The following is a 13,968-nucleotide window of genomic DNA, read 5'->3' as shown; positions in this document are numbered from 1 at the left end:
ACTTTTTGGACCTTCAGGATACGCCATCCGATTCGTACAGTAGCGACGTTACCGTGGAGCAATCGTGATGCCAGAGATCCATTTGAAGCGCGCTGTGACGGACGCGGATTACCGGTCGACGTTCGACGTGATGCGCGAGCTGCGCCCGCACCTGATCGATGCCGATGCGTTCGTGCTGCAGATGCGCCGCCAGGCCGAACAAGGCTATGTGTTGCTGACCGCACGGCACGGCAGCCCGGACGGTGCGGTCGTCGCGCTGGCGGGATACCGTCACCTCGAAAACACGCTGTACGGCCGCTTCGTCTACGTCGACGATCTGGTCGCGACCGAACACGCGCGCAGTCAGCGGCTGGGCGAACGGCTGCTCGATGCGGTACGCGCCGACGCGCGGCAACACGGCTGCCGGCACCTGGTACTCGATACCGGGCTCTCCAACGCGCTCGCGCAGCGTTTCTATTTCCGCCAGGGGCTGCTGTCCCGTGGCATGCATTTCAGTCAATCTCTCCAGGCGCTCTGATGAACAACCTTCTTTTTGTCGATGCCAGTCCGCATGGCAGTCATTCGCTGGGCGCACGCCTTGCGCACGAAGCCATCGCGCAATGGCGGGCGGCCCGCCCCGACGCGCGGGTCGTGTCGCGCAGCCTCGGTCAACCCGGCTTGCCTTCGCTATCGGCCGACTATGCGCATGCGGTGGTTGCGAGGCAGCCGGATGCCGATCCCGCACTGGCGTACTCCGAACAACTGATCGCGGAAGTGGAACACAGCGACGGCCTTTTGATCAGTACACCGATGCACAACTTCACGGTGCCTGCCGCGCTGAAGTTGTGGATCGATTTCGTGCTGCGTATCGGCCGCACGTTCACGGCCACGCCGGAGGGCAAGTTCGGCCTGCTCGCCGATCGCCCCGTGCTCGTGCTGGTACGCTCCGGCGGCGTCTGCACCGGCGCAGCGGCACGGCAGCCCGATTTCCTGACCCCGTACCTGAAGCAGGTGCTGGCCGTCATCGGCCTGTCGACGGTCGATTTCATCTACCTGGAAGGCATTGCGCCGAGCGACGCCGCCGTCGATGCGGTACGCGCCCAGTTGGCCGCATCGACCCTGCTGGCGCGACGCGCGATGGAAACGGCATGAATTCGCCACGCCCCGGTATGCCTGCGTTACTCGATGCGTAGCGGGGGCAGCGGATATCGGGCATCCCGGGCCGCGCACGTCGCCGTCAGGATTCCAGCCGGCCCATCCGGCGCGCCATCGCCGGGCTCACCGCATGCACCGGATCGAACCCGAAGAAATCGAGCACGTGACGCGCGACGTCGTCGCGATCGTTGTCCGCGCAGATCATGTGGTAGCTGTTCTCGAGCACGATCCCCCGCGCGTCGGGCATCTTTTCCAGCAGGAAATCGGCCGAGCGCAGGCTCGTCAGTTCGTCCTCGCGCGCATGCAGCACGAGCGTCGGGCACGGCGTGCCGGCCGCGGCCTCGAGCGCCCAGTCGCGCATCCGGTCGACCTGCCGCACGCACGCGAGCGGCACCCACGCATAGTGGAAACTGTCCTCGCGCTCGAACTTCTTCTTCACGATCGCGCGGATCGTCGCGTTCTTGATGCCGAACGGATCGCCTTCTTCCACGCGCATCCGCTCCGCCATACCCGGCACGCGGTACAGCACGTGCCGCAGCGCGCGATACCACGGCGTCGACCACCCGTCGATGAACAGCGGCGTGGCCAGTAGCGCGAGCCGGCCGCGCGCATGCTGCACGCGGTGGCACAGCAGCAGCGCGACCAGCGCACCCATGCACATGCCCGCGACATGCAGCGTGTCGTACTCGTTTTCCAGCGCACGATACTGTTCGGTCACCGCGTCGAGCCACGTTTCCGCGCGCACGCCGACCAGATCCTCGGGGCGCGTGCCATGCCCCGGCAGCGTGATCATGTGCGTGTCGGCGCCCGCGCGCCGCATCGCCTTGTGCAGCGAACCGAGATCGTATTGCGTGCCGCCGAGCCCGTGGATCAGCAGGACGCCCGTGCGGCCCGTCATGACGTGCGGCCGCTCATTCGTCCGCCGCCGGCCACACGCGTTCGAGTTGCCAGACGCCCGCCACCACCGTCACGTCGACATTCGAATCGAGCAGCGGCGCGCCATGATCGGTGACCGTCCGCGTGCCGCCGTCGCGCTGCACGATGCGCAGCGACAGCGACGCGCGATCCTCGCCCGCGATCTCCGCATCCCAGTAGTCGCGCAGCGCATCGCGGTCGCCCGGCTGCACGCGTTCGAGCACGAGCGGCACGCTCGCGATCTGCGATGCATCCACGCCGACGCCGAACACGCGCTCGACGTCGCCGCTCCACTCGATCCGCCCCGATTCCGGGTCGAGCACGTACGCGATCTGGCCGGCGCTCGCGAGCGCGAGCTCCATGTTGTTCTGCAGGACGGCCGCGTGCTCGTGCACGCGTTCGCGCGTCGTCTTCAGCGTGCTCACCGTCAGCACCAGCAGCGACGCCACCGCCAGATAAAGCTGCGCTTCGAGCAACGCACTGCCGTAATGCTCGTGAAACGACGCGAACGGGCCGTCGCCCTGCGCGGTCTGCTCGATCACGATCAGCGCGAGCACCAGCACCGACGACGAGCCCGCGCGGCCGCCGAGCAGCAGCGTCACCGCGACGGTGAGGAACAACGGGATATACGTCAGCGCGAAGCCCGCGCCGGTGCCGAATTTCCGTGACGTGTCGCCGTCGAAGATCACGAGCGCGACGCCCACGACCAGCACGAACGAGACCATGCCGAGCACGAGATCGAAGCGCTCGTGATCGCCCGAGCGGTGCGCGCGAAAGCGCGACCATGACGCGAGCACCGGCGTGACCAGCAGCACGCCGACGAAATCGGACGCGGCCCACACCGACCACACGTCGAAGAACGGCGCGCCCTTGACCACCGTGTACCAGGCCGCGCCGCCGATCGCGCCGACCACGCCCGCGATCAGGCCGGCGAGGATCACCGAGCGCAGGAAATACAGCCCTTCGAGCGAGAAGCGCACGCGCTGGACGAGCCACACCGCGAGCGCGGCTGCACCGACCTCGTCGACCGTGAACAGCACCGCGTTGACCAGGCTGGCCTGTTCGATGGCGCTCAGCGCGAGCTGCCCGACCAGGAACGCGCCGGCCAGCGTCAGCCATTCGCGCATCGGCCGCAGCATGAACGCGCCGACGGTCACGCCGGCCGGCAGCCAGATATAGCCCGTCAGCCGGACGGGGCCGTTGAACTGGTGTGAGATGTAGCCGGTCGCGAGATACAGCGCCGCCCAGAGCAGCGCGGCGACGAGGCCCGGCCGCGATCGTTTGGTGTCCATCGAGAATCCCTGTGTGCTGCGCCTGCGGTCGGCAGGCGCGCGATGTGCGAATGATATGCGGGCGGGGCGGGCCGGGGAATACCGGGGCCGGAACCGCGTGCGGGGCGCCGGCGCGCCCGCGAGCTGGCGGTTGTGACCGGGAAATTATCGAAAAAGTTCGGTGTGTGCCGGGTTCGGCTGGGACATGTCAGAGCGCCGGCCTGGCCGGACGGCCAAAATCGTCAAATTCTGCATGCAGCAGTGGCAAACCTCGGACGGCGCAAAAACCGAATACGAAGTCACGAATGTCCTCGAACATCGCCCGGCCGGCCTGCAGATTCAGCTGCCGGGGCTTTGACGCCCGCCCGCCTCAATTCACTCGCCGCCACACCGAGATCGGTATGTCGCCGTTCGCACGCGGCGGCACGCGGTAGCTCAACTCGCCGTCCTTCAATTGATAGCTTCGCGTCTGCGTTTGCCCGATCCAGTTCGGGTACGACGAATTGACGATGTGAAACGCGAGCTTGTGTTTCGCGGGATCGACGGTCAGCGTGCCGTAGTGGGTGCTCGACCCGAGCACGACGTCACGGAATTCGTCCGGCGTGCCGGTCGCCTTGTCGTTCGACGCGAAGCGCGGGCGCTCCGACTTGAAGATCTGCAGCGAGTAGTTTCCGTGCACGTCGATCAGCAGCAGCCCCTTCGGATCGGCGCCATAGTCGCGGCCAACCGTGCCGTCGGGATGTTGTACGTCCGCCGCGACCAGTGTCCATGTCCCCGCGAGCGACGGCGCGGCCGATGCGTCGCCGGGAATCATCGATGCGGCCAGCAGCATGCCGGGAAAGCCTTGGCGGAATATCGAGCGGATGTTCATCCACGGTCCTCGTGAGAAAGAAGGGAAGCAACCTCACGGGCATCCGCAGCGGCGTATCGCGCGCATCCCCGTGAACCGGAACGACCGGTTCACTTGATGGTAGCGACGGGAATGTGCAATAAATACGGTAATTCGACATCGACTTATAAGAAAAACCGAATCATGACGCTCCCGAATCTCGACATGGATGCGCTGCGCACGCTGATCGCCGCGGATCGGCTCGGCAGCCTCAACCGCGCCGCCGACCGGATCGGCCGCTCGCAGTCGGCGGTCAGCCAGCAGATGCGCAAGCTCGAAACGCAGATCGGCCAGCCGCTGTTTCGCCGCCAGGGGCGCGGCCTCGTGCCGACCGAGGCCGGCGAACTGATGCTGTCCTATGCGCGCCGCATTCTCGAGCTGAACGACGAGGCGGTGGGCGCGATCCGCGGCGCGGCGATCGAGGGAGCCGTGCGATTCGGGCTACCGGGCGACTTCGCCGAATCGTGGCTGCCGGTCGCGCTCGGCCAGTTCAAGCGCACGCACCCGGGCGTGCGCGTCGACATCGTCGTCGACGGCAACGGCGCGCTGCTCGACCGCCTCGACGGCGGCGAACTCGACGTCGTACTCGCGATGGGCCGTGGGCATCGTGCCGACGCCGAACACCTGGTCACGCTGCCGATGGCGTGGATCGGGCCGCAGGGCGTCGATGTACGTCCGCGCGCCGGCATGCCGCTGGATCTTGCGCTGTACAAGCCGCCATGCCTGTTCCGCAAGGCCGGTACCGAGGCGCTCGACAAGGCCGGGATCCCGTGGCGGCTCGCTTACACGACCGGCAGCCTGCAAAGTTTGTGGGCCGGCGTCGCGGGCGGGCTGGGGATTACGGCGAGAACGATGGTGGGTGTGCCGCAGACATTGCGGCAGCTTGGCGAGCGCGACGGCCTGCCGCCGCTGCCGTCAGTCGACGTGTGCCTCCATGCGGGTGGAGGCGATGCGCCTTCCGCGCTCGCGAGCCTGAAACGCGTCGTGGTCGACACGCTGATCGCCAATCTCGCGGATGCGCAGAAGGTGTCCGGCCGGCGTGCCGCATGATCGGCCCCGGAGGCGTGCCGGATTCGGCGCTGCGTCCTTTGACCCGCTGCCCGTCATCGGGAATGATGCGCTGCGGGGATCGACCTTCCCGAACGAACGAGTCCGCCCGATGACACACGCAATCCGACTGCGCCCGGCGTCCGCCGCCGACCTGCCGTTCCTGCTGACGCTTCGCAAGCTCACGATGACGGAGCATCTGCAACGCGCCGGCATGCCGACCGACGACGACGCGCACGACCGGCGCATCCGCGCGCAATTCGACGATGCGATGATCGTCTGCGAAGGCGATGAAGCCATCGGCTTGCTGAAGGTGACACGCGCCACCGACGAGTGGCACGTACACCAGATCCAGATCCTCCCCGCGCATCAGGGCCGGGGCATCGGCGAAGCCGTGCTGAACGCACTGCTGAACGACGCTGCGCGCGCGCACGTGCCGGTATCGCTCAGCGTGCTGCACGGCAACCCGGCGCGGCGGCTCTACGAACGGCTCGGCTTCCGCAGCGAGTCGGACACCGACACGAGCGCGAGCATGATCTGGCGCGCGTGACGCCCGGCGTTTCAACGCCGCCGCGTGACGGCATTACTGCGTGATCTTCGCGTCCTTCAGCAGGTTGCCGATCATCTGCGCACTCGCCTTCTCCACCGCAGCCGCCTGCAGTTGCTGCTGAAGCCCCGGCTTCGCGGCGGCGAAGCCCGGCACCTGCGTCGGCCGCTTCGCATCCAGCTTCACGATCGCCCGCACGCCGTCGACCGGAATCGAATCGTTCGTCACGGCGCCGACCTTCAGTTTCTCGAGCGCCTGCGCGACCGGCAGCGGCAAGCCGGACGTCTTGCCTTCCGTCGCCGGCGTGTGGAAGCTCACCCACGGCAGTTCGCCGCCGGCATCGCGGCTCGGCGCCATGCTGTACTGACGCGCCAGCCCTTCGAACGACTTGCCCGCCTTCAGCTCGCTGAGCACCGTCGCGGCCGTCACCGGATCCTGGACGATGATCAGGCGCGGCTTGTACTCGTTCTTGCCGAGCGTGGCCACGAGTTCGTCGTAGCGCGCCTTGACCTGTTCTTCGGTCACCGGCTCGGGCTTCACGTTGTCGCGCAGGTAAAGCTGCACTTCGGCATTCGTTTTCGCCTGCTGCACCGCCGCCTTGACCTCGGGCTTGTCGGCATAGTTCGCCTTCTCGGCGGCCTGCTGAACCAGCACGCGCGTGATCAGCTGATTCTTGATCGCCTGGCGGATCTGCGGCGAGTCGGGTTGCCCGGACGCGCGCAGCAGCGTATCGACGTCGGCCTGGGTGATCGGCGTGCCGTTGACCGTCGCAACGGTCGCCGCGGCCGGCGCCGTCTCCGCGTGGGCAGTCCCGCTCAGCGCGCCGGCCAGCACGGCGATCAGCAACAGGCGGTTCGGGGTGGTTTTCGTCTTCATCTTTTCGTCACTTCGGCTCAAAAAACGCGGCAGGGGTTGCCGCGCACATTCACCGGCGCGGCAATGCGCCGGTGCAACCAGTCAGTCGATTCGGTTCATCGTCGTGCGCACGCGCAGTGCCGCCGACGCCGCTGTCATTGTGCCCTTATCGGGTTTTCCGTGTCGGGAGGTTCAGGACAGCCGCCCGGCGGGCGGTGAGGCGCGCGTTGCGCACGCCGGCCATTACGAACGCGGGATGTGGAAATTCTGTGGAAGCGGCATGGAAATCCCGCGAAACAGCGATGAATCACATCATGGCGTCGCGAGCCCGGCCGCCGACCGAAGCCGAGGCGGCCGAACGTGAATCGTCAAAGTCAGGGCGTCCACCGGTACACGGTGATGCTGTTCCCTTTCACGTTGTTCTTCATCACCACGTACTCGCCGTTCGATCGGCGGTATGCGCGGATGCTGTACATCGCATCGATCGCGCTGCTGGTATCGACGGTCGCCGGGCTCGCGTTAACCAGCGTGGTATCGAGCTTGCCGGTGGTGAGGTTGAACGCGTCGACGTTCGGCCACAGCGGCCCGCTGCTGCTGAACCAGTAGCCGACGAACAGATGGTTGCCCACCGCGTCGATCGATTTCGCGCCGCTGTGCGGCAGCGTGATCACCGGGTCGGGCTTCGTCGTGTTGCCCGCGCTCCAGCCGTGATACACCTCGATGCGCGTGCCGATCGACGTCCAGTCGTTGCTCCCGATGGCGCCCTGCGCGAGCACCATCGTGTCGCTGTCCGCGAGATAAACGATGCGCGTGAGCGGCTGGATGCTGTCGGGCACGCGGGTCGCGACGCCCGGCCCCCACGACGGCTTGCCGCTCGCGTCGAAACCCGTCAGCGGGTAGTGGGTAATCGCGCCGGTCTTGTCGAGGCCGGCCCACACGCCGCCCTTGCTGTCGATGCTGAAGCCGCTCGTCACGCGCCGCGTCGTGTTGAACGCGGGGCCCGGGATCGAGCCGTCCGGGATCGCGATATAGCCGTTCGCCGCGTTGAAGTGGAAGAAGTAGAAGATCGGCGGGTTCTGGCCCGCCGCGACGAGAATCCGGTTCGCGCCCACCGACGTGAGCAGCCCGAAATGCTCGTCGCGCTGCGTGTCGCTCATGTTGATGCGCGGATCGGCCGGATACGCGAACGGGTCGACCGTGTTCGCGACGAACGTGCCGCCCGCGCTGCCGCTGTACACATGCGTGCCGCCGTAGAACAGCGCGCCGTCCGTGACCGGGTCCGGCGCGGCGATCCCTTCGAAGTTCAGCGACTGCAGCGTCCACCGCAGGCCGCCGGTGCTGCTGTACGCGTGAATGTCGGTCGCGCCGTTGCGGCCCAGATCCCAGCTGCCGCCCCATGGATTGTTGAGCACGTAGAGATTGCCGCCGGTGTCCTTGCCGAGCCCGACGATGCGCGTGAAGCGCTGCGCGCCGACCTGCCCCTTGATGCCCGTCGTCGTGTCGAGATAGCCGCCGCGCACGCCGAACGTGCCGGCCAGCGCGGGCCGTCCCGACACCGTATAGCGATTGATGTTCTGGTCGGGGCCTTCGTCGCCGACCAGCAACTGGCCGGCCGCCGCATCGAAAGCCAGCGCCGACGGCTGCGACCCGGCCGGCATCCGGATCGTGTTCAGCAGCGCACCGGCCGGGCTGAAACCGACGATCGTGCCCGCGCTCTTCTGCGCGACCCACACGTTGCCCGCGCCATCCACCGCGAGTGCGCCCGGTGCCGACACGTTGAAGTCCCGCTGCCACACGCCGTCGGTGGTGAATACACGCACGCGATTGCCGTAGAAATCGCTTGCATAGAGCAGCGAGCCGGCCGTCGCGAGCCCGGTGACGACGTCGATGCGCGGCTGGTTGGTCGCCGCGCTGACCTGGATGACAAGGTCGCGATACTTCGTCGCGCGGTTGTAGCGTCCCACCGCGCCGCTGCCGTATGTCTTGCCGGGCTGCAGCGCGACGAACAGCGACGTCGCGTTACCGGTGATCGCGCTGCCCTGGAACTCCGAGTGCGTGCCGATCGAGCCGATGCTCTTGCCGTTCTGGTAGATCGCGACACCGCCCTCGTCCTCGTCCCACATCGACGCCGTGTAGATCACGCCTTCGGGCGCGACCCACATCGCGCGCGCGACGTTGCCGACGTGGGCCGCGAGCGTGCCGTACGTATTCGCCAGCCAGTCGGTGGTGTTGCCTGCGTGAACGGCGGGAGTCATCGCGGCGATTGCTGCGGCGAGAAGCGCAGCCTGAAACCGTTGTCGGGCGACCATGACGGATGCTCTCCTGAATGGTGCGAACACTCATATGAAGGGCTGGCCGGATGGCTCGAAAACCGTAATGCGTAAATACTTCCCGTGAATCATCCGGCGCAGTCGGTATTACGTGCAGCATGCGTTCGATAATGCGCAGCGCGAGAATAGCGTTATATAAATCGAAAAAAATTGCGAATCGCTCGCGTCATTGCGGTTTTCAGGGAATCGGCTTTGACGGCATTGCCGTTGGCACCCAGGCGCGCTGACGGCGAGCGCGACAGCGCGACAGTGAATGATCACTTACACGGCGAATCGGGGATCGAGAAAATCAGGCGCGTGCCTGTCTGCGGGAATATCGCCGTGTGTTCAACGACGACGGATTGAAACGGCGAGCGCCACGTATCAATCGGGGAATCAGGGAATCGGGGAAAACGACCGCATTCAGGACGAAATCATTCGTCCCAAAACAAATCGCCGGCCTGAATCCGTTTCGAATCCAGGCCGGCGATTATCCACTACCGGAAAGCAGGCAGCGCACCCCTATCGCTGCGCTGCCGCACTGCCGCACATCATGCCGATGCCGAGGTCTCCGGCACCTTCACCTTCATCGAACGGCCGTTGTCCGGATCGTTGTCGTCGCGCGGGTCGTCGAGCTGACCTTCCCACTTCGCGACCACGGCCGCCGCGATCGAGTTGCCGACCGCGTTGGTGGCCGAGCGCCCCATGTCGAGGAACATGTCGACGCCCATGATCAGCAGCAGCCCGGCTTCGGGCAGGTTGAACTGGTTGAGCGTCGCCGCGATCACGACCAGCGACGCGCGCGGCACGCCCGCCATCCCCTTCGACGTGACCATCAGCATCAGCAGCATCGTGATCTGCGTGCCCAGCGGCAGATGAATGCCGTACACCTGCGCGATGAATAGCACCGCGAACGTGCAGTACATCATCGAGCCGTCGAGGTTGAACGAATAGCCGATCGGCAGCACGAAGCTCGAGATCTTGCGGTTCACGCCGAAACGGTCCAGCGCGTCCAGCAGCTTCGGATACGCGGCTTCGGAGCTCGCCGTCGCGAACGACAGCAGGAACGGCTCGCGGATCAGCCGGATCAGCGTGAACGCACGCTTGCCGAGGAACGTCACGCCGGCGAGCGTCAGCACGCCCCACAGCAGCGCCAGGGCCAGATAGAAGCTCGCCATGAACTTCGCGAACGTGAGCAGGATGCCGAGCCCCTGGGTGGTGATCGTCGACGCCAGCGCCGCGAACACCGCGACCGGCGCGAACCACATCACCGCGCCCGTCACCTTCAGCATCACCTGCGCGAGATCGTCGATCACGCCGGTCAGGCGCTTGCCCGACTCGCCGAGCGCCGACAGCGCGGTGCCGAAGAAGATCGAGAACACGACGATCTGCAGGATTTCGTTGTTCGCCATCGCTTCCGCGATCGACTTCGGCACCAGGTGCACCACGAAGTCCTTCAGCGTGAAGGCGCCCGTCTTCAGCCCGAGGGACGCATCGGACGCCGGCAGCGGCAGGCTCAGATGGCTGCCCGGTTGCAGGATCGTGGCGGTCAGCAGGCCGAGCAGCAACGACGTGAACGACGCGATGAAAAACCAGCCGAACGCCTTGACGCCGACGCGGCCCACGGCACTGCCGTCGCCCATCTGCGCAATGCCGACGGTCAGCGTCGCGAATACCAGCGGCGCGATGATCATCTTGATCAGGCGCAGGAATACGTCGGACAGCAACGACACGTAGCCGGCGACCTCCTTCGCCATGTTCGGGTCGGGAAATGCGCTATGACAGGCGTAACCCACTGCGATTCCAAGGATCATCGCGACAACGATGTACTTGGTGATGTTGTGCTTCTTCTTCATTAGTAATCCAAATCACAAAGCGTATGTTGCTAACGGCTGGCACATCTTCCGCGCCCGGCTACGAATCGAAACCCACGTCTCTCTGGGTGCGACGAGTCCGCCTTTGGCAGTCGCCATGGCGGACAAGGGGGGGCATTCTAACGCAAATGGCCGCCCGGCTTTCGAATCTGAAAGTCGAGCGCGTTGATCTGCGTCCGGATGCCGTCGAAAAAGCGGGTTTTGTCGCGATCCAGCCCGCTTCCTGCCCCTCCTGCAGGGGTAATCGGGCCGCATCACCGGTCGCATCGTGCTCGCCACGCTCCCCACCCCGGCGACAGGAACCGTATCGCCGGACACCCCTCCTCCCCGGCGGCATCGCACCGCGTGACGGCACCGTGAACGATCGCGACACATGTTCACAAAGATGCGCAGACCTTGACACTACGGTACGTAATGCTTCTGTAATATTTTGAAACGGTTCGCGGTGACGCCCCCCGGGCGTCGATGCGCGATCCCGCATCGACCACGCGGGACCAGGTTCGAGTCATTGCTTTCAACAGGCGGACGCGCTCATTTTCTCAGCAGTCCTGCCGAATGAATGATCGGGGAAAGGCGGCATCGAGATGAACATTCTGTATACCAACTTCCACGGCGACTACGGCGGCGGCCAGGACACCTACGTCCGTGATCTCGCCGCCGCGATGAGCCGGCATCATCGCGTGACCGTCGCGTCACCGGAGGGCAGCCGCCTGTCGCGACTGTTGAAGGACAGCCCCGACGTGGCCATCTTCGACATGGAATTCAAACCGCGCTGGAACCGGCTGTGCCAGGAAATCCTCAGGCTGCGCCAGCGGATCGCAGCCGAGCGCTTCGACGTCATCCACGTGAACGGGTCCGCCGATCACCGGCAGGTGATGCTCGCGCTGCTCGGCTGCCGGTATCGGCCCGCCGTCGTGCTCACCAAGCACAACACCTACCGCGCCGACAGCTTCGGCAACGTGCTGCGCGCACGCCTCGCCACCGACCACACCATCGCGGTCAGCGACTACGTCGCGGGCATGCTCGCGCTCCGGTCGCCGTACGGGAACGTCACCGTCGTCAAGCACGGCGTGCGCCGGCAGGCCGCCGAACGACTGGCTAGCGACGAAATCCGGCGCCGCAAGATCGCGCTGTTCGGGCCGTCCGCCGCGGACGCGATCGTGCTGGGCAGCAGCGCCGGCACCGCGCCGGAGAAAGGCTGGATGGACCTGATCGCGGCGCTGGGTCGCCTGCCCGAGCACGAGCGCGAGCGGTTTCGCGTGCTGCTGGTCGGCGCGGAGCCGACCGCCGAGCAACGCGAACAGATCGCGCTGCACCGCATGGCCGCGCGCACCGTTTTCACCGGCCGGCTCGACGACGTGCGGACACCGTTCTCGATCATCGACGTGTCGTTCGTGCTGTCGTACCACGAGAGCCTGTCGTATGCGTGCCGCGAAGCGATGACGCTCGGCTGCCCCGCGATCGTGACGCGCGTGGGCGGGCTGCCCGAGAACGTCGAGCCGGGCGTGGACGGCTGGGTCGTCCCGCCGCGCGAGCCTGAAGCGATCGGGGAAATCCTGCGCGCGATCGTGCGCGAGCCCGGGTGCGTGCGCGCGATGGGACGCAGCGCACGGCTGAAGGGCAAGCGTGAATTCTCGTTCGAACGATTCATCGACGCGACGCTGTCCGTCTATCAGAAATCGATTCGCCACAACCCGTATCGTCGGGTGACATCCATGAGGTCCGTTTAATGGCAATGAATATCTGGAAGAAGTACTGGGATCTGCGCACGCAGGAGTGCCCGTGTGACGTGCACTTCGTCGAATGGCTGGAAACCGCGCGCCTCAACGGCATCCGCATCTATCATTTCGGCACCGGCGGCCATCATCATGTCGGCGTGGAATGCGCGCGGCCGCACCTGAACAACACCGTCTTCGGCGTGACGGCGTCGCCGAAGGAATACAAGTCGTATGTCGATCTCGTCACGCGGCAACCGGAGGTGAGCAAGACCTATCTGGCCTATTTCGGCGACATCTATACGAGCAATTCGGACTTGCTGCCGGCCTTCGATGTCGTCACGCTGTTCCATCTATGCGAATTCCGCGACGAGTCCAACAGCCGCTACGGCGCGAAGACCGACGCCGAAGTGCTCGACCTGTTCGCACGACACACCGCGCGCGACGGCCACCTGCTGTTCTACAAGGGCTCGTCGGCATACCGGAAGGCCGAGCCGATCATCGCGCAATGGGCGGCGAATGCCGATTTCGTCGAAATCGGCGACTTCAAGACCCTGCGGATTTTCCGCAAGGCCGCGTAATTCCCCGTTCCCGCGACCCGCTCATGCTGCTGCCCACCACGCGCTACCCGATCCTGATGTATCACCAGATCCGCACGCTGCCGCCGCCGACCGACCGGCTGCGCAGCCTGAGCGTGGCGCCCGATGCGTTCCGCCGCCAGATGACGCTGTTCAGGCGGCTCGGCTACCGCGGCCTGAGCGTGCGCGAACTGCAGCCGTACCTGCGCGGCGAGCGCAGCGGGAAGGTCTTCGGCATCACGTTCGACGACGGCTTTCTCAACGTGCTGACGCATGCGATGCCCACGCTCGACGCGCTCGGGTTCACCGCGACCTGCTACTTCGTCGCCGGCCGGTTCGGCGGCGAGAACGACTGGGATGCGGCCGCCGATACCGCACGCTCGCCGCTGATGACGCACGCGGACATGCTCGCATGGCGCGATCACGGCCATGAAATCGGCTCGCATACGCTCGATCATGTCGCGCTGTCGCAGGTGCCGGCGCACGTGTCGGAGGTTCAGATCGTCGAATCGAAGCAGCGGCTCGAGGCGTTGAGCGGCCAGACGGTCGAATCGTTCTGCTACCCGTACGGCGACCTGGACCCGCGCGTGCGCGATCAGGTCGCCGCCGCGGGTTACCGCAACGCGACGACGACCCGGCGCGGCTGCGCCGACGTGAACGACGATCGGTTCCTGTTGCCGCGGATTACGGTCGCGGGTGGGGTCGGCGCGATGCGGCTGTGGTTCAAGTGTGCGAAGGCGCGGGTTCGGCGGCGCGGGTCGCTCGCGTGAAATTGACCGTCGCGCGGGCTATGCCGGCCAATGCCTGGGGAATGGGTTGCCCTGATGCGGCGCA

General features: G+C 66.0%; 13 protein-coding genes. 7 read left to right on the top strand and 6 right to left on the bottom strand.

Going from position 1 to position 13,968, the window contains the following annotated elements; all coding sequences use genetic code 11:
* Positions 1-67: 67 nt before the first annotated feature.
* Both CFB41_RS17715 and CFB41_RS17710 read left to right on the top strand, forming a co-directional pair.
* Positions 68-517, top strand: coding sequence for a GNAT family N-acetyltransferase (locus CFB41_RS17715; protein WP_089457304.1), 450 nt, complete (start codon positions 68-70; stop codon positions 515-517).
* On the top strand, positions 517-1,131 hold the full coding sequence (locus tag CFB41_RS17710; protein ID WP_089457303.1) for an FMN-dependent NADH-azoreductase: 615 nt from the start codon (positions 517-519) through the stop codon (positions 1,129-1,131). Before CFB41_RS17715 ends, CFB41_RS17710 begins: the two co-directional genes overlap by 1 nt.
* Before the next feature lie 85 nt (positions 1,132-1,216).
* Here CFB41_RS17710 and CFB41_RS17705 read toward each other — a convergent pair whose 3' ends face one another.
* The 3 genes from CFB41_RS17705 to CFB41_RS17695 form a co-directional block, all read right to left on the bottom strand.
* On the bottom strand, positions 1,217-2,032 hold the full coding sequence (locus tag CFB41_RS17705; protein ID WP_089457302.1) for a carboxylesterase: 816 nt from the start codon (positions 2,030-2,032) through the stop codon (positions 1,217-1,219).
* A 13-nt stretch (positions 2,033-2,045) separates the two neighbouring features.
* Complete coding sequence (locus CFB41_RS17700) at positions 2,046-3,341, bottom strand: MASE1 domain-containing protein (RefSeq protein ID WP_089457301.1); 1,296 nt, start codon at positions 3,339-3,341, stop codon at positions 2,046-2,048.
* Positions 3,342-3,690: 349 nt separating this feature from the next.
* A complete protein-coding gene (locus CFB41_RS17695) occupies positions 3,691-4,191 on the bottom strand; it encodes a lipocalin-like domain-containing protein (RefSeq protein WP_089457300.1) in 501 nt (166 codons plus the stop codon).
* Between the two features lie 162 nt (positions 4,192-4,353).
* Between CFB41_RS17695 and CFB41_RS17690 the strand changes: the two genes are divergently transcribed.
* Together CFB41_RS17690 and CFB41_RS17685 are read left to right on the top strand one after the other, a co-directional pair.
* Positions 4,354-5,259 (top strand): LysR substrate-binding domain-containing protein, encoded by a 906-nt coding sequence (locus tag CFB41_RS17690; protein WP_089457299.1) that lies wholly within the window; start codon positions 4,354-4,356, stop codon positions 5,257-5,259.
* 109 nt (positions 5,260-5,368) lie between these two features.
* Complete coding sequence (locus CFB41_RS17685) at positions 5,369-5,806, top strand: N-acetyltransferase (protein ID WP_089457298.1); 438 nt, start codon at positions 5,369-5,371, stop codon at positions 5,804-5,806.
* Positions 5,807-5,839: 33 nt separating this feature from the next.
* Here the strand turns inward: CFB41_RS17685 and CFB41_RS17680 are convergent, their stop codons facing one another.
* From CFB41_RS17680 to CFB41_RS17670, 3 genes are all read right to left on the bottom strand, one after another.
* Positions 5,840-6,679 (bottom strand): peptidyl-prolyl cis-trans isomerase, encoded by an 840-nt coding sequence (locus CFB41_RS17680; RefSeq protein ID WP_089457297.1) that lies wholly within the window; start codon positions 6,677-6,679, stop codon positions 5,840-5,842.
* A gap of 353 nt (positions 6,680-7,032) precedes the next feature.
* On the bottom strand, positions 7,033-8,967 hold the full coding sequence (locus CFB41_RS17675; protein WP_089457296.1) for an SMP-30/gluconolactonase/LRE family protein: 1,935 nt from the start codon (positions 8,965-8,967) through the stop codon (positions 7,033-7,035).
* Positions 8,968-9,518: 551 nt separating this feature from the next.
* A complete protein-coding gene (locus CFB41_RS17670; protein WP_089443659.1) occupies positions 9,519-10,823 on the bottom strand; it encodes a dicarboxylate/amino acid:cation symporter in 1,305 nt (434 codons plus the stop codon).
* A gap of 602 nt (positions 10,824-11,425) precedes the next feature.
* On the opposite strand from CFB41_RS17670, the gene CFB41_RS17665 reads away from it, so the two are divergent.
* Genes CFB41_RS17665 through CFB41_RS17655 form a run of 3 tightly spaced genes read left to right on the top strand, consistent with a single transcriptional unit; the run spans position 11,426 to position 13,904 of the window.
* Positions 11,426-12,571: a glycosyltransferase gene (locus CFB41_RS17665; RefSeq protein ID WP_089457295.1), complete on the top strand. Its 1,146-nt coding sequence runs from the start codon at positions 11,426-11,428 to the stop codon at positions 12,569-12,571.
* On the top strand, positions 12,571-13,137 hold the full coding sequence (locus CFB41_RS17660) for a hypothetical protein (protein ID WP_256941075.1): 567 nt from the start codon (positions 12,571-12,573) through the stop codon (positions 13,135-13,137). Before CFB41_RS17665 ends, CFB41_RS17660 begins: the two co-directional genes overlap by 1 nt.
* A gap of 23 nt (positions 13,138-13,160) precedes the next feature.
* Positions 13,161-13,904 (top strand): polysaccharide deacetylase family protein, encoded by a 744-nt coding sequence (locus CFB41_RS17655; protein ID WP_089457294.1) that lies wholly within the window; start codon positions 13,161-13,163, stop codon positions 13,902-13,904.
* Positions 13,905-13,968: the final 64 nt, after the last annotated feature.

Source organism: Burkholderia sp. AU33803, assembly GCF_002223095.1.
Classification (GTDB): domain Bacteria; phylum Pseudomonadota; class Gammaproteobacteria; order Burkholderiales; family Burkholderiaceae; genus Burkholderia.
This window is presented reverse-complemented; position numbering and strand designations above follow the sequence as displayed.